The sequence below is a fragment of the Plantactinospora soyae genome, from assembly GCF_014874095.1.
Lineage (GTDB): Bacteria > Actinomycetota > Actinomycetes > Mycobacteriales > Micromonosporaceae > Plantactinospora > Plantactinospora soyae.
Window position 1 is genome coordinate 3330013 of record NZ_JADBEB010000001.1, and the last position, 14524, is coordinate 3344536.

A 14524-nucleotide genomic window follows, 5' to 3' on the forward strand; every position below is an offset into this window, starting at 1 on the left:
CCCTTCCTTCAACCTCAGCCGAGTGCGAGAGCGACGGGGAAGGGGCGGAGCTGGAGCCGGACGGGGGTGTTCGGGGGGAGGGTGGCCAGGCGGTCGCTGTCGACCTGGGCGACGACCAGGGTGCCGTCCGGGAGCGTGACGGTCACCCGGCTGATCGGGCCGAGGAAGCTCGCCGCGAGGACCCGGGTGCTGCTCTCGCCGGTCGGGTCGGGGAGGACGTCGACCGCTTCCGGGCGGACCAGGGCGGTCACCGGGAAGTCGGCGCCGGGCGGTGCGCTGGCGGGGTCGACCAGGGGGAGGGTCTGGTCGAGGATGCGTACGGCGCCGTCCGGCGCGGTCCGGGCGGGTATCCGGTTGCTGAGTCCGACGAAGTCGGCGACGAACGCGCTCGCCGGGCGCAGGTAGATCTCGGCCGGCGTCGCGAGCTGTTCCAGCTGGCCGCCGCGCATCACCCCGACCCGGTCGGCGACGGCGAGCGCCTCCTCCTGGTCGTGCGTGACGAACAGGGTGGTGGTGCCGACCTCCAGCTGGATCCGGCGGATCTCGTCGCGGAGCTGGACCCGCACCTTGGCGTCGAGGGCGGAGAGCGGCTCGTCGAGCAGCAGCACCCGGGGCTGGATGGCGAGGGCGCGGGCCAGCGCGACCCGCTGCTGCTGGCCGCCGGAGAGCTGGTGCGGATAGCGGTCGCCGTGCGCCGCGATGCCGACCAGGTCCAGCATCTCGCCGGCCCGCTGCCGGCGCTGCCCGCCGGGCCGGCCGCGCAGCCGCAGCCCGAACTCGACGTTCTCCCGCGCGGTCAGGTGCGGAAAGAGGCTGTACGCCTGGAAGACCATTCCCATCCCGCGCCGGTTGACCGGCCGGTCGGTGATGTCCTCACCGTCGACCAGCACCCGGCCGGAGTCGGCCTCCTCCAGCCCGGCGAGTACCCGCAGCGCGGTGGTCTTGCCGCAGCCGGACGGCCCGAGCAGGGCGACCAGTTCGCCCGGGGCGAGTTCCAGGTCGAGCCCGGCCAGCGCGTGGGTGTCGCCGAAGCTGCGGTGCAGCCCCTCGAGACGTACCGGCACACCCTGGCGGGCTGCTGGTTCGCCCGGCGCGGTGGCGAGGGTGGACGCGGTCACGAGGTCTCCTTCGGGGAGGTCCGGCGCCGGCCGCCGCCGACGAGGGAGAGCAGTAGCAACAGGACGAACGCCAGCACCAGCGCCGCGAGCGAGACCGCCACCGACATCGTCGCGCTGCTCTTGCCGAGCAGGTTGACCGCGACCTGGAGGTTGGTCCGGTTGAGCAGGGAGGCGATGGTGAACTCGCCGAGCACCAGGGCCACGGTGAGGAACGCCGCCGAGAGCACCGCCGAGCGGATGTTCGGCAGCACCACCCGCCAGATCACCGTCGTCCAGCCCGCGCCGAGGCTGCGGGCCGCCTCGGCGAGCGTCCGGACGTCGATCGCGGACAGGCCCGCGTCTACCGAGCGGTACGCGTAGGGGAGGACCAGGATGGTGTACGCGAAGGTGAGGGTCAGCGACGATCCGCCGAGCAGGTACGTCACCCAGGCGTAGACCGGGGCGAGCCCGACCACCAGCACGATCGCCGGGATGGTCAGCGGCAGCAGACAGAGGAACTCCACCACCCGACGCAGCCGGGGCAGCCGTAGCCGTACCCAGATCACCGTCGGGACCAGCAGGACCAGGGTGAGTCCGACGGTGAGCAGTACCTGCCCCAGCGAGGCGGCGATCCCGGTGGCGAGGTCCGGATAGGTCTGGCTGAGCTTCGGCCAGTCGGCCAGCAGCCGCCAGGTCTCCAGGCTGAAGCTGCCGCCGGTGCCCCGGGTGGTGAACTCCAGCATCGCGAGCAGCGGCAGCAGGAAGAAGACGCCGAGCACGCCGAGGACGATCCACCGGAACAGGCGCTGGCGCCGGGCGCGGCGCCGGATCACCCCAGCCATTTCGCACTCCGCTTCTGGAGCAGCGCGTAGAGCCACATGACGATGGCGACCACCACGATCATGCCGAGCGCCATCGCCTTGCCCAGGTTCTGCTGTCCGAGGACGACCTCGCTGGTCAGCGCCCCGCGGATCTGGAGCGGCACGATCGGGCTGCCCTGGCTGACCAGCGCGGCCGCGGTCGCGTACGCCGAGAAGGAGTTGGCGAACAGCAGCAGCGTGGCGCCGAGGAACGGCGGGGCGAGCAGCGGCATCGCGACCATCCGCCAGTACTGCCAGGTCGACCCGCCCAGGCTCGCCGCCGCCTCCCGCCACTGCGGCCGGATGCCGTCCAGCGCGGGCAGGAAGACGATCACCATCAACGGAATCTGGAAGTAGGTGTAGACCAGCAGCAGACCGGGGAGTTCGAACAGCCAGACGCCGGAGGCGTAGATGTCGACTCCGACACGGTCGCGCAGGAACTCGGTGACGAAGCCGCTCAGCCCGATCGTGGCGATGAAGGCGAAGGCCAGGGTCACCCCGCCGAACTGGGCGAGTACGCCGGAGGCCGCCGTCACGACCCGGCGGAGCAGGCCGTCCGGTTTCGCCGTCACCAGGGCGTACCCGAGCAGTGCGCCGAGCACCGCGCCGACCAGTGCGGTGACGGCGGAGAGCAGGATGCTGCGCCCGAAGGCGGTCAGGATGTACGAGTCGCCGAGCCGGGCGACGTTGTCGAGGGTGAAGCCGCCGCTGTCGCCGGTGAACGCCCCGATCGCCACCACCAGGGTGGGGATGGCGAGGAACACGACCACGTACGCGAAGAACGGGACGACGCCGAGCAGCGCGCCCCCGGGGAGCCTGATCCGGCGCCGGGCCGGGAGGGGCCGGACCCCGGGCGCGGGCGCCACGGGGTCCGGGTGGTGCGTTACGAGCGCCATCGTGGGATCAGCCGACTGCCTTGGCCCAGTTGGCCGTGAGGGTCTCCTTGGCCTTGGCGGTCTGCGCCTCGGTGAGGAAGACCGGCTCGCCGGTGGTGACCGGCAGGGCGGCGTACGCGGTCTTGTCGATCGTGCCGGCCTGGTCCATCGCGTCGGCACGGACCGGGCGGGCGCCGCCGGCCAGCCATAGGTTCTGGCCCTCGTCGGAGTAGAGGAACTCCTGCCAGAGCCGGGCCGCCGCCGGGTGCGGGGCGTCCTTGCTGACGGCCTGGACGTAGTACGAGCCGACCACCGCGCCCTGCGGCACGACGGTCTTCCACGTCGTCTTGTCCTTGAGCTTGGCGCCCTGCGCGACGTTGAGGTAGTCCCAGTCGATCACGACCGGGGTCTGGCCGGACTCGATGGTGGCCGGAGTCGGGTCGACCGGCAGGAAGTTGCCGTTCTTCTTGAGCTGGCCGAAGAAGTCGACCCCCTTGGCGATGTCGTCGGCCGAGCCGCCGCTGCCGAGGGCCGCCATCACCACTCCGCTGAACGCGGCGCCGGCCTGGGTCGGGTCGCCGTTGAGCGCGACCTTGCCCTTGTATTCCGGCTTGAGCAGGTCGGCGACGCTCTGCGGCGCGGGTACCTTGCTGCTGTCGTAGCCGATCGACATGTAGCCGCCGTAGTCGTTGACCCAGGCGCCGTCGGTGGCCTTGAGCGCGGCGGGGATCTCGTCGAAGGTCGTCACCTTGTAGGGGGCGAACATCGGCACGTTCGCCCGCGCCACAGCGTCGCCGAGGTCGAAGACGTCCGGTGCGCCGCTCTGCCCCTTGAGCTGGTTCGCCGCGTTGATCTCGTCCTGGCTGGCGGCGTCCGGCTGGGCAGAGTTGACCTTGATGCCGTACTTGGCGCTGAACGCCTTGATGATCTCGCCGTAGTTGGCCCAGTCCGGCGGCAGCGCGATGACGTTGAGCTGCCCCTCCTTCTTGGCCTCCTCGATCAGCTTGTCCAGCCCGCCCAGCTCGGCCGCGCTGGTGGCGACGGCCGCGCTGCTTCCCGAGCCCGCGTTGTCCTTCTCCGGGGGCGCGCAGGCGACGACGCCGACCAATCCGGCGGATGCCGCGAGCACCGCGACCGTACGGGCAACCGCGATTCGCACTTTCGATCTCCTTAGACAATTCCGTCGGGCCCGTTGACCTGCGCTTTTGCGGGTCCGACCCGGGCGCCCGGCGGCCATCATGCCCGCCGCCGGTGCTCTGGCCAGGGAGTAAGGCGACGTCGGGATGAACGGTCGGCGCTGTTCCGGAGAAGGCTCGCTGCGAAAGCCGTACCGGGGCGCAGACCGGGCCGGAAGATCACTCTGTGCTGCCCGGCCCCACTTGCGGTCACCGGACGCGCCAACCGGGGGTGCCGCCGTGCGGCGGTCCCGGGACCCGGAACTATCGTTCGAGTCGGGCCGCCCGGCGCGCTGGTCGTGGACGGTGTCACGGGGGCGGTGTCACGGGGACGGGCGCCGCCGGGACGGACCGGGCTGCACCGGGACGGACCGGGGGCCACGGGGACGGATCAGAGGAAGCGCAGGGGGCTATCGTGCCGAGAACGCACAGCTACGAGTTGACCGTCACCTGGACCGGAGCCGGGGCCGGGGGCACGGTCAACTACCGGGACTACGGCCGGGACCACCAGATCGACGCCGACGGCCCGCCGCCGTTGCTCGGCTCCGCCGATCCCACGTTCCGGGGCGACTCCCAGCGGTGGAACCCGGAGCAGCTGCTCCTGACGGCGCTGGCCCAGTGCCACATGCTGTCGTACCTGAGTCTCTGCGCGCGGGGCCGGGTCGTGGTGACGGCGTACACCGACGAGGCGGTCGGCACGATGACCGAGAGCGGCGACGGTGGCGGCGCGTTCACCGAGGTCGTGCTGCGTCCGAGGGTCACCGTGGCCACCCCGGAGATGGCGGAGCGGGCCGCCGAGCTGCACGAGCGGGCGCACCGGCTCTGCTTCATCGCCAGCTCGGTCAACTTCCCGGTACGCCACGAACCGGTCATCGTGGTCGCCGACGCCCCGACGGCAGCACCTACGGGACGAACGGCCGGCTGACCGCTCAGGCGGTGACCGCCACGTTCGAGGCCGCCAGGTACCGCGAGTTGGTCACGGCCATCGTCCGCACGTCGGACTCGCTGAAGCCGGCGTCGAGCAGGCGGTCGGCGAAGAGGGCCAGACCGTCCTCGACCGGCGGGTTGAACGGCTGTCCGAGATCGCTGGAGAGCACCGAGTGTTCGACACCGACCGCCCGGATGTTGTCGAACAGGTCCGGCCAGGAGACCTTGCCGGTGTACGGCGTGGTGAAGCAGCGTTCCAGCAGGGCGCCGGCCTCGGCCAGTTCGCGCTGTCGGGCGACCGGCAGCCGTTGCGAGGTGAACTCCGGATGGGTGACCACGATCCGGCGTACTCCCTCGGACCGGGCGGCCCGGACCACGGCGAGGATCTCCGCGCCGTCCAGGTGCCCGGTGGCCAGGACGAGGTCGTGCCGGGCGATGACCCGGAGCACCTGGCGGACCCGGTCGAGGACCCGCCCGTCGCCGTCGACGACCTCGACGACGTCCGGCACGATGCCCTGGGCGTGCAGGTCGGCCTGCAACGCCCCCCACATCGCCGGCTTGGCTCCGGGCAGGTCACTGGCGCTGCTGCGGCGTTGGTTGCCCGAGTCGACGGTGGGCATCCAGACGATCCGCGCCCCGAGCCGGCCGGCGATCTCGACCGCCGCCGGGTTCATCCCGCCCATCGAGCCGTTCAGGGTGACCGCGCCGAGGACGTCCACCTGCGGGACCACCTTCCGGACCACCATTGCCCGTTCGGCGGTCGCCACGTAGTGCGACTTGAGCACGAAGCCGGCGAGCCCGACGTCGGCGAACCGCCGCGCCAGGTCGAGGTCGTCGATCCGTCGTGCCATCACGTCCGGCGCGACGTGCACGTGCGTGTCGTACGCCCCGGCGACCAGGGCCCGGGCGCGCGCGGAGGGGACGGGGTGCTCGGACATGACGCTCCTTCGGCGGGACGGGGGTCAGATCGTCCGGGGGGAATCGGGGTGGGCCGGCCGGCGGCGGATCGCCGTGGCGGTTCTGGCCAGGGTGGACTCGACGTGTCCCAGGTGCTGGCGCATCGCGACCTCGGCGGCGTCCGGATCGCGGGCGGCGATCGCCTCGACGATCGCGGTGTGCTCCTCGAACGACTGGGACGGCCGGCCGGGGACGAGGATCGTGCGGTACTGGAACCGGACGAGTTGGGCCCGCAGCCCGGTGATGAGCCGGGCCGCCGTCTCGTGTCGGGCCGCCGCGATGATCGCGGCGTGCAGCTTGGCGTTGCCGTCCGAGTACCCGAGCAGGTCGTCCTGCTCCAGCTTCCGGGCCATCCGATCGAGTAGGCGACGGATCGAGGCGATCTCCCGGGCGGTGGCGTTCAGGGCGGCCTGGCGGGCGGTGAGTGCCTCCAGCACGGCCCGTACCTGGAGGATCTCGGCGGCTTCGGCCTCGGTGACCAGTCGCACGTGCGCCCCCCGGTTCGGGGTGAGTACGACGAGACCGTCCTGACCGAGCCGCACCAGGACGGTACGGACCACCGCCCGGCTGACCTGTAGCCGGGCGGCCAGTTCGACCTCGATCAGGCGCTCGTTCGGCATCAGTTCGCCCTGGTAGATCGCCTGGCGGAGTTCCTCGTACGCATCCTCGGCGGGGTGGGCCGACGGACGGCGTGGGGACGGTGCCGGCGGCCGTCCGGATGCCGGCGTTCGTTGCGGGGCTGCCGGTGTCCGGGGCGCGGATGTCGACTGTCGAGGGTCGGCTGCCGGCTGCTGTTCGCCCGAGACGGTCATGATCCGGTCACCATTGTGGGCGGTATCCGGTCAAGCCGGGGCTGTATTCTGTCTGCTGATCGGCATCGGTCAACATCTGGGCGATTCAGACAGCAGCCGCGACGGATCCGACCGTGCCGGGAAGACTGATGTGTCGGTTCCGTGGAGTCCACCGCGTCGACGGAGGTATTCACGCGTCGGACCTTAGCGGGAATGCGCCTCGGATCCGGGCCGTACACCCCGACGGCGAGGTCCGCGTCGGTCGGGTGAGCCGGGTGCCGACGCCCCGACTTGTTGCAGCTCAGCGCTCCTATCCACAACATTGTCTCCATGATTATCAACAATATTGCCGACAGGGTGTCTGGTGTGGAAGTCGACTGTCAACCACTATGAGCTGCGATTACCGGCCTCAGCGGGAATTGACGCCCGGCCGCTTGCCAGAATTTTGACCGGATCTTGTCGCTGACATATCCGACAAGGACACTTACGATTCTCGACCGGACGAGGGCCGGGGAGCAGATGGGCGTCGATCGGCCGGGTGCGCCATTCGCGGGGCGTGTCGGTGCCCGCCCTCGCGACGAGTTCGAAAACTGGAGGCATACATGATCAGACGTTCTCGCGTGCTGGCAGCCGCACTGCTGGCCGCCGCCATGGCGGTCAGCAGCGGGTGCAGCGGCGATTCGGCAGGAGACGGGAAGGAGTCGAAAGAGGTAGACAAGGTCACCTATGTGACCGCCTTCGGAGCGGTCGGCCGGGACGCCTTCGCCTGGGTGGCCAAGGAGAAGGGCTACTTCGCGGAGGTCGGCATCGAGGTCGACGTGAAGGAGGGCGCGGGCAACGTCCCCAACCTGACGGCGCTCAAGTCCAACCAGGCGCAGTTCGCCTCCCTCGACTTCACCGGTGCGGTGATCCAGGCGGGCAAGGGCGAATTCACCGAGTGGCGTGCGGTCGCCGCCGTACACCAGCAGACCCTGGTCGCGGTCATGACGACCAAGGACACCAACATCAGCACGCCGAAGGGCCTGGAAGGCAAGACCATGGCGACCGCCGCCGGGTCGGTCACCGAACTGCTATTTCCGGCGTACGCCCAACTGGCCGGCTTCGACGCCAAGAAGGTGAAGATCCAGGGGGCCCAGACCACCGCGCTCAACGGTCTGATGGCGGCTCGGAAGGTGGACGCGCTCGGCACCTTCCTGCTCAGCCAGACCGCGCTGGCGACCGCCTCCAAGAAGGAGGTCGTCGTGCTGCCGTACAGCGATTTCCTCCGGGACCTGTTCGGCAATGCGATCATCGCCACCCCCGCCATGATCGAGAAGGACCCGGACCTGGTCCGGCGGTTCACCGGTGCCCTGCTCAAGGGTCTGCAGTACACCATCGACCACCCCGACGAGGCCGCGGCGATCCTGAACAAGGTGAAGCCGACCTACGCCCTCGCGTCGGGCGTGGGCGAGATCAAGGCGATGACCCCGTACGTGCCGCCGGCCGGTGGGGCCCCGATCGGCTTCATGGACTCCGAGCGGGTGGCCCGGACGATCGAGCTCATGCAGACGTCCGGTCTCATCCCGTCCGGCCTCGCCCCGGACAAGGTCGCGGACTTCAGCTTCGTGCCGAAGAGCTGACCAACCCCCACCGCCACCCTGGCGGACCGGGACGGCGGTCGGGACCGACCGCCGCCCCGGGCTCCGTCCACCGCGCCGGCGCATCCGACCGGTGTGCCGGCCGACCCTTCGTTCCAAGAGCCGATCCGCACGGAGGCCCAGCATGACCGACGCCCAGACGAACTCCAGGACCCGAGCGTGGGCCAACGTCGGGCTGCCCGTACTCGGCGCGGTCATCGCGGTCGGCCTCTGGTGGCTGGTCGCCGAGCTGTTCGACATCTCCTCGTTCTTCCTGCCCTCGCCGCCCGACGTCGTCAGCGCGTTCCTCCGGCTGCCCGGCTATCTGCTCCGGGAGACCTGGGTGACCTTCCTGGAGACGGTGATCGGATTCGGCATCGCCGCCGCGGGTGGGCTCGTCGTCGCGATCCTGCTGGCGGCGTCGTGGGTGGTCGAGCGGATGACCATGCCGCTGATGGCGGCGATCAACTCCGTGCCGAAGGTCGCACTCGCGCCGCTGCTGCTGGTCTGGATCGGGTTCGGCCCGGAGCCCAAGATCGTGATGGTGGTACTGGTGTGCTTCTTCCCCATCGTGGTGTCCGCGATGGCCGGTCTCACCTCGACCCCCAACGACCTGCGGGAGCTGGCCCGCTCGCTCTCCGCGTCGTGGTGGCAGACCTTCGTCAAGGTCCGGCTCTCCTGGGCGCTTCCGCAGATCTTCGTCGGGCTGAAGGTGGCGACCTCGCTGGCCATCATCGGCGCGATCATCGGTGAGGTGGTCAACCCCGACCGTGGGCTCGGCTCCGTCATCGTCAGTTCCGGGACCTCTGCTGACACGCCGCTCGCCTTCGCCGCGCTGACCCTGCTGGCGCTGATGGGCGCCGGGCTGTTCTACCTGATGGTGGGGCTGGAGCGGCTGCTCGTACCGTGGGCCCGGGCGATCTCCTCGTAGCCGAAGACGGGGCTGCTTCCGTACGGCTCCGCTCGCTAAGGTGTTCGAGGGGCCGGCCGGTCAGCCTGGTCGGCGGCGGTCGCCCCGGAAGGCGATGCCGGGTTGCGGACAGCGGTGGAACCCGGTACGCCGGTTGTCGGTTCACGATGAGTGGTGGTGGTTGTGGTGCCGGTCGGCAAGCTGCTGAGGTTCGACGAGGTACGCGGTTACGGTTTCATCGCACCGGACGGCGGCGGTGAGGACGTGTTCGTACATGCCAACGACTTCGGCGAGGAGAAGCACCTGATCTATCCGGGGATGCGGCTCGAATACGAGGTCGAGCAGGGTGAGCGAGGCCTGAAGGCCGCCACCATCCGGATCACCGACCGGCCCGGGGTGGGCGTACCGAAACAGCGTCCGACCAGAACCGGCGACGACGACCTGTGCGACGTCCTGTCCGGTACGGAGTTCAGCGCCGAGGTCACCGAGCTCCTGATCGAGAAGGTGCCGTCGCTGACCGGTGCCCAGATCGGCGCGATCCGACTGCAACTGGTCGGACTGGCCCGGTCACACGGCTGGGTCGAGCCCTGAGCCGAACCGTCCGGTCCGGCGCCCGGCCTCGTTAGGATCATCGGATGGCCACCTCCCGTCCCGTCGGCGAACTGCTGGCCGTCAGCGACCTGCACGTCGGGTACGCCGCCAACCGGGAGCTGGTCGAGGGCTTCGTTCCCGGCTCGGACGAGGACTGGCTGCTGCTGGCCGGCGACCTCGGCGAGCGCGTCGAGGACATCTACTGGGTGCTGCGGCTGCTGAAGGAGCGCTTCCACACGGTGGTGTGGGCGCCGGGCAACCACGAGCTGTGGACGCCCCGGCAGGATTCGGTCCAGCTCCGTGGGGTGGCCCGCTACGAGTTGCTGGTCGAGGTGTGCCGGCGGCTCGGCGTGCTCACTCCCGAGGACCCGTACCCGGTCTTCACCGGTGCCGGTGGACCGGTGACGGTGGTGCCGCTCTTCCTGCTCTACGACTACACCTTCTGGCCGCCGGGGGTGCACAGCAAGGAGGCCGCGCTGGCCAGGGCGCACGAGACCGGGATCGTCTGCACCGACGAGTACCTGCTGCATCCCGATCCGTACCCGAGCCGGGAGGCGTGGTGCGACGCGCGGCTGACCGCCACCGAGCAGCGGTTGGCGGAACTCGCTCCGGGGACCCGGACCGTACTGGTCAACCACTTTCCGATGGTGCAGGAAGTGACCCGGATCCTGCGCCATCCCGAGTTCGCCCAGTGGTGCGGCACCGTCCGTACCGCCGACTGGCACCTGCGGTACAACGCCGAGGCCGTGGTCTACGGGCACCTGCACATTCCGCGGGTCAACTGGTTCGACGGCGTCCGGTTCGAGGAGGTGTCGCTCGGTTATCCCCGGGAGTGGCAGCCTCGGGCGGCGCCACCGCGCGGCCCCCGGCCGATCCTGCCGTCCCGGGCCGAGCCGAGCTGACCCCGGCTACCCGGTGCGGCGCATCCAGAACGCGCCGGTGGGAATGCCGCGCAGTTCGGCCGGCACCGCCTCGGGATGGCGGGACCACAGCCACGAGGTGAAGAGCAGGACCTGCCACGCGGCGTTGTCGGTGAGAAACGCCCGGAGCAGGTAGACCTCGGTCCAGTCCCGGCCCTCGCGGAGCCAGCGTTCCGGATACTCGAAGGGCCAGTGGATGTCGTGGATGTGCACGATGACGCCGGGGCGCAGCGTCGGAAGCACGTGCAGGAACAGCCACACGACGTCCGAGCCGGCCTTGACGACGTGCGTCGAGTCGATCAGCAGGATGTCCCCGGACCGGAGCGTGGCGAAGGTGGCACGGTCGACCTCCTGCACCGGACGCGGGATCAGCTCGACCTCGTCGCCCGGACGCAGCCGGGACTGTAGCCGGGCCGGGTGGGGCTCCACGCAGGTGATCCGCAGTTCCGGCAGGAACCGCTCGGCGACGTCGAGGGCCACCGCGGTGGAGTAGCCGGAGCCGACCTCGACGAGCCGGGACGGCCGGTAGTGCCGGAGCATCGCGTGCAGCACGGCGGCGTCGGAGCGGCCGTACATTCCGTTCTGGTCCTGCCAGCGGTCGACGGGCAGTTCGAGGAGCTGCGGTGCGAGCTCACCGGCCAGCCGGAGCTGTTCGGCCTCGCGCAGGTCGACGCCGACGGGCGGCAGGTCACGCCAGCGGATCGCGGTGGCCCGGTCGGCCGGCGCGGTGGCCGGCGAGTAGAAGTGCCCGGGTTTCACGTATGGCGGAACGCTGAGCACGGCGCTGATGCCCCGAGCCCGCCGCATGACCCCCGTCTGAAATCCCTCAACAGCCATGCGGGGAATTGTGACCTTTATCGCGATACTTTCGCTAGTAGTCCGCAAAAATGGAACTTTCAGATCTAACAGGGACAAGATGCATCGGCCGAGGGGGGCCTGACCACGATGGACGACATCACCGCGCTGATTCTGGACGACCACGCCACGTTCCGGCGGGGGTTCGCCCGACTCGACGACGCCCGGGGCGAGGCGGAACTCCGGGCGGTCTGGGACCCGCTGTCGTTGCATCTGGACATCCACGCCGAGGCGGAGGAGTCGATCCTCTACCCGTACCTGGTCCGGCACGGTGACGCCAGCGCGGGGGAGGAGACCGACGACGCGATCGGAGACCACAACAAGATCCGGGACGCCATCGCCGAGTCGCGGCGACACGTTCCGGGCACCGACGGCTGGTGGGCGGCGGTCTGGTCGGCCCGCCGGGAGAACAGCGAGCACCTGGCCGAGGAGGAGGACGGCGCCCTGGCCGACTTCCGACGCAACGCCGGCCGGGAACTCCGGGCCGAACTCGGTGCCCGGTGGCTCACGTTCTACGGCGAGCACCCGGGTGGCCGGAACCTGACCTTTCAGGACAAGGATCCACAGGCGTACGTGCGGGAGCATCGCTGAGAATGGCGTAGCGCCGGCGAGAAGTGCTGGGGCGGCCGGGCGAGAATGGTCGGGTGACCATCCGTGCCGTACTGGCCCCGCTGACCAGTGGCACCACCTACCGCAGGGGCGTCTTCCTGCTGCTGGGCGGGGTGCTCCTGCTGCCGTACGGGATGCTCGTGACCGTCTTCGCGGAGATGCTGCGTACCCGGGAGGTGCCCCGGGAGGCGATCATGGTGTTGATCGTCGTCGCGGCGGCGATCGCCGCCGTGCCGCTGTTCCTGCGGGGCAGCCGGGCGCTGGAGATCGCCGCGGCGCGTGCCCTGCTGGACGTCGAACTGCCGGACCCGGCCGCCGACGGTCGGGTGGACCGGGAGACCCGGCTGCGCTGTGCACTCTGGATCGGCGTCCACCTCCTCTCCGGCGGTCTGGTCGGGATGGCACTCATCGCCGCCCTGCCGATGGCGCTGCTCTTCATCGTCGGGCAGTTCGGCATCGGTACGGAGGCGCTCGTCGGACTCCGGCTCGGCCCGTTCAACGAGATGGACACCGGCTGGCTCACCCTGATCGGGCTGGGCATGCTGGTGCTGCTCGGCTACGCCGTCGCCGGACTGGGCGCGCTGGCCGCGGTGATGGCGCCGGTGCTGCTCGGGCCCTCCCAGACCGAGCGGATCGTCGCGCTGGAGCGGCGGGCCAGCCAGCTCGCCGAACGCAACCGGCTGGCGCGGGAACTGCACGACTCGGTCGGACACGCACTGACAGTCGCGACCCTCCAGGCGGCGGCGGCCGGCGAGTTGCTGGACACCGACCGGGAGTTCGTCCGTCGCGCGCTGCGGGCGATCGAGGAGACCGGCCGGTCGGCCATGGCGGATCTGGACCACGTGCTCGGACTGCTCCGCGACGGCGACAGCGCCGGCTCGCGCGTGGACGGTCCCGACGACCGGAGCGACCCGGTGGACGGGGTCGACGTCATGGACGGCTCCTCCGAGACCGTGGACGGCTCCGAGGCGGTGGGCGGCTCCGAGGCGGTGGGCGGTGCCGACGTCGTGGGCGGTGCCGACGGCCCGGGTGCGGTGCCGAGCCCGTGGACCCGTCCGGGCCGGGCGCCGCAGCGTACCCTCGGCGAGCTGGACCGGCTGGTCGCCGACACCCGGGTCACCGGCCTGGCGGTGAACGTCGAGGTGACCGGCGCGCTCGACACGCTACCGGCGGTGGTCGCCCGGGAGGGCTACCGGATCGTCCAGGAGGGCCTGACGAACGCGGCCCGGTACGCTGCCCGACACCCGGTGACGCTGCGGATCGCGGTGACGGAGGGGAGCCTGGAGATCGAACTGGTCAACGGCGTGGTCGAACCGGCCGGCCCGGCCCGCTCGGGGCCCTCGGCCCCGCCTCGGCAGCGCCAGGGCCGTGGCCTGGCCGGCATGCGGGAGCGCGTCGTCCTGCTCGGCGGCCGGATGACCGCCGGCCCGGAGGGCGGCACCTGGCGGGTCGCGGTCCGGTTGCCCACGCGGATCTCCGAGACAGATGGGCACGGCGTGGATCCGGAGCAGCGGCACAGGACGGGGCGGACATGACCATCAGCGTGTTGATCGTCGACGACGAGGAACTGATCCGGGTCGGACTGCGGGCCATCATCGACGCCCAGCCGGACCTGACCGTGGTCGGCGAGGCCACCGACGGGGCCGAGGTACCACCGATGGTCGCCCGGTGGCGGCCGGACGTGGTGCTGATGGACGTCCGGATGCCGGCGATCGACGGCATCCAGGCCACCCGGCACCTGCTCGCCACCTCGGCCGAACCACCCCGGATCCTGGTGGTCACCACGTTCGAGAACGACGAGTACGTCTACCAGGCGCTCCGGGCCGGAGCGCACGGGTTCCTGCTGAAGCGGGCCCGTCCGGCCGAGGTGGTGGACGCGATCCGGGTGGTCGCCCGGGGCGAGTCACTGCTCTTTCCCGCCGCGGTACGTCGACTGGTGGCGGCCCACCAGCGCGGGCCGGCCAGCGACCGGCTCCAGCGGGCCCGGCTGACCGAACGCGAGGGTGAGGTCCTGCGGCTGATGGCGACCGGTCTGTCCAATTCGGAAATAGCTGCCGAGCTGGTGCTCGGGGTGGAGACCGTCAAGACGCACGTCGGCAACCTGCTCGCCAAGCTCGGTGCCCGGGACCGTACCCAGGCGGTCATCGCGGCGTACGAGGCCGGGTTCGTCGTCCCGGCCACGGACGGCTGATCCCCCGGATCTGGTTCCCCTGGCTCGGGTTTCCCTGGCTCCGGTTTCCCTGGCTCCGGTTCTCCGGCTCCGGTTTTCCTGGCTCTCGTTCTCCGGCTCCGGAAGATTCTCCGCCGAGCCGAGCAACCGATCCGGCCACCGGGGCGCACC

Annotated in this window: 15 protein-coding genes; 8 read left to right on the forward strand and 7 right to left on the reverse strand. The window is 70.7% G+C overall.

What is annotated here, in order from left to right; translation table 11 throughout:
• Positions 1 to 14 precede the first annotated feature (14 nt).
• The 4 genes from H4W31_RS14925 to H4W31_RS14940 are packed head-to-tail and all read right to left on the reverse strand — an operon-like array spanning position 15 to position 3991.
• The gene (locus tag H4W31_RS14925; RefSeq protein ID WP_192767209.1) at positions 15 to 1118 is read right to left on the reverse strand and encodes an ABC transporter ATP-binding protein; all 1104 of its coding nucleotides are present in this window, start codon (positions 1116 to 1118) and stop codon (positions 15 to 17) included.
• The gene (locus H4W31_RS14930; protein ID WP_192767210.1) at positions 1115 to 1939 is read right to left on the reverse strand and encodes an ABC transporter permease; all 825 of its coding nucleotides are present in this window, start codon (positions 1937 to 1939) and stop codon (positions 1115 to 1117) included. Before H4W31_RS14930 ends, H4W31_RS14925 begins: the two co-directional genes overlap by 4 nt.
• Positions 1927 to 2853, reverse strand: a complete 927-nt coding sequence (locus H4W31_RS14935) for an ABC transporter permease (RefSeq protein WP_192767211.1) — start codon at positions 2851 to 2853, stop codon at positions 1927 to 1929. The genes H4W31_RS14930 and H4W31_RS14935 overlap by 13 nt, the downstream gene beginning before the upstream one ends.
• Positions 2854 to 2860: 7 nt before the next feature.
• Positions 2861 to 3991, reverse strand: a complete 1131-nt coding sequence (locus tag H4W31_RS14940; protein ID WP_318783208.1) for an ABC transporter substrate-binding protein — start codon at positions 3989 to 3991, stop codon at positions 2861 to 2863.
• 431 nt (positions 3992 to 4422) lie between these two features.
• Between H4W31_RS14940 and H4W31_RS14945 the strand changes: the two genes are divergently transcribed.
• The gene (locus H4W31_RS14945) at positions 4423 to 4932 is read left to right on the forward strand and encodes an OsmC family protein (protein WP_192767212.1); all 510 of its coding nucleotides are present in this window, start codon (positions 4423 to 4425) and stop codon (positions 4930 to 4932) included.
• 4 nt (positions 4933 to 4936) lie between these two features.
• Here H4W31_RS14945 and H4W31_RS14950 read toward each other — a convergent pair whose 3' ends face one another.
• Both H4W31_RS14950 and H4W31_RS14955 read right to left on the reverse strand, forming a co-directional pair.
• Positions 4937 to 5872 (reverse strand): DUF6282 family protein, encoded by a 936-nt coding sequence (locus tag H4W31_RS14950; RefSeq protein ID WP_192767213.1) that lies wholly within the window; start codon positions 5870 to 5872, stop codon positions 4937 to 4939.
• A gap of 24 nt (positions 5873 to 5896) precedes the next feature.
• Positions 5897 to 6703 carry a GntR family transcriptional regulator gene (locus tag H4W31_RS14955; RefSeq protein WP_192767214.1) on the reverse strand — a complete coding sequence of 269 codons (807 nt, stop codon included), beginning with the start codon at positions 6701 to 6703 and terminating at the stop codon, positions 5897 to 5899.
• Between the two features lie 581 nt (positions 6704 to 7284).
• On the opposite strand from H4W31_RS14955, the gene H4W31_RS14960 reads away from it, so the two are divergent.
• The 4 genes from H4W31_RS14960 to H4W31_RS14975 all read left to right on the forward strand — a co-directional run bounded on the left by H4W31_RS14960 (position 7285) and on the right by H4W31_RS14975 (position 10701).
• A complete protein-coding gene (locus H4W31_RS14960; RefSeq protein WP_192767215.1) occupies positions 7285 to 8301 on the forward strand; it encodes an ABC transporter substrate-binding protein in 1017 nt (338 codons plus the stop codon).
• Positions 8302 to 8443: 142 nt separating this feature from the next.
• Positions 8444 to 9229, forward strand: a complete 786-nt coding sequence (locus tag H4W31_RS14965; protein WP_192767216.1) for an ABC transporter permease — start codon at positions 8444 to 8446, stop codon at positions 9227 to 9229.
• A gap of 162 nt (positions 9230 to 9391) precedes the next feature.
• Positions 9392 to 9799 carry a cold-shock protein gene (locus H4W31_RS14970; RefSeq protein ID WP_318783740.1) on the forward strand — a complete coding sequence of 136 codons (408 nt, stop codon included), beginning with the start codon at positions 9392 to 9394 and terminating at the stop codon, positions 9797 to 9799.
• Positions 9800 to 9843: 44 nt separating this feature from the next.
• Positions 9844 to 10701: a metallophosphoesterase family protein gene (locus H4W31_RS14975; RefSeq protein ID WP_192767217.1), complete on the forward strand. Its 858-nt coding sequence runs from the start codon at positions 9844 to 9846 to the stop codon at positions 10699 to 10701.
• A gap of 6 nt (positions 10702 to 10707) precedes the next feature.
• On the opposite strand, the gene H4W31_RS14980 is transcribed toward H4W31_RS14975, so the two are convergent.
• Positions 10708 to 11556: a class I SAM-dependent methyltransferase gene (locus H4W31_RS14980; RefSeq protein WP_192767218.1), complete on the reverse strand. Its 849-nt coding sequence runs from the start codon at positions 11554 to 11556 to the stop codon at positions 10708 to 10710.
• 108 nt (positions 11557 to 11664) lie between these two features.
• Between H4W31_RS14980 and H4W31_RS14985 the strand changes: the two genes are divergently transcribed.
• The 3 genes from H4W31_RS14985 to H4W31_RS14995 are packed head-to-tail and all read left to right on the forward strand — an operon-like array spanning position 11665 to position 14374.
• Positions 11665 to 12165, forward strand: a complete 501-nt coding sequence (locus tag H4W31_RS14985; RefSeq protein WP_192767219.1) for a hemerythrin domain-containing protein — start codon at positions 11665 to 11667, stop codon at positions 12163 to 12165.
• A 53-nt stretch (positions 12166 to 12218) separates the two neighbouring features.
• Positions 12219 to 13718, forward strand: a complete 1500-nt coding sequence (locus H4W31_RS42795; protein ID WP_318783209.1) for a sensor histidine kinase — start codon at positions 12219 to 12221, stop codon at positions 13716 to 13718.
• Positions 13715 to 14374 carry a response regulator gene (locus H4W31_RS14995; RefSeq protein WP_192767220.1) on the forward strand — a complete coding sequence of 220 codons (660 nt, stop codon included), beginning with the start codon at positions 13715 to 13717 and terminating at the stop codon, positions 14372 to 14374. Before H4W31_RS42795 ends, H4W31_RS14995 begins: the two co-directional genes overlap by 4 nt.
• The last annotated feature ends 150 nt before the right edge of the window (positions 14375 to 14524 follow it).

Bases quoted from the DNA above. Each gene is read 5' to 3' on its own strand.
- H4W31_RS14930 (WP_192767210.1), bottom strand. From the start codon at position 1,939: ATGGCTGGGGTGATCCGGCGCCGCGCCCGGCGCCAGCGCCTGTTCCGG.
- H4W31_RS14985 (WP_192767219.1), top strand. From the start codon at position 11,665: ATGGACGACATCACCGCGCTGATTCTGGACGACCACGCCACGTTCCGG.
- H4W31_RS14950 (WP_192767213.1), bottom strand. From the start codon at position 5,872: ATGTCCGAGCACCCCGTCCCCTCCGCGCGCGCCCGGGCCCTGGTCGCC.
- H4W31_RS14975 (WP_192767217.1), top strand. From the start codon at position 9,844: ATGGCCACCTCCCGTCCCGTCGGCGAACTGCTGGCCGTCAGCGACCTG.
- H4W31_RS14960 (WP_192767215.1), top strand. From the start codon at position 7,285: ATGATCAGACGTTCTCGCGTGCTGGCAGCCGCACTGCTGGCCGCCGCC.
- H4W31_RS14935 (WP_192767211.1), bottom strand. From the start codon at position 2,853: ATGGCGCTCGTAACGCACCACCCGGACCCCGTGGCGCCCGCGCCCGGG.
- H4W31_RS14995 (WP_192767220.1), top strand. From the start codon at position 13,715: ATGACCATCAGCGTGTTGATCGTCGACGACGAGGAACTGATCCGGGTC.
- H4W31_RS14965 (WP_192767216.1), top strand. From the start codon at position 8,444: ATGACCGACGCCCAGACGAACTCCAGGACCCGAGCGTGGGCCAACGTC.
- H4W31_RS14955 (WP_192767214.1), bottom strand. From the start codon at position 6,703: ATGACCGTCTCGGGCGAACAGCAGCCGGCAGCCGACCCTCGACAGTCG.
- H4W31_RS14980 (WP_192767218.1), bottom strand. From the start codon at position 11,556: ATGGCTGTTGAGGGATTTCAGACGGGGGTCATGCGGCGGGCTCGGGGC.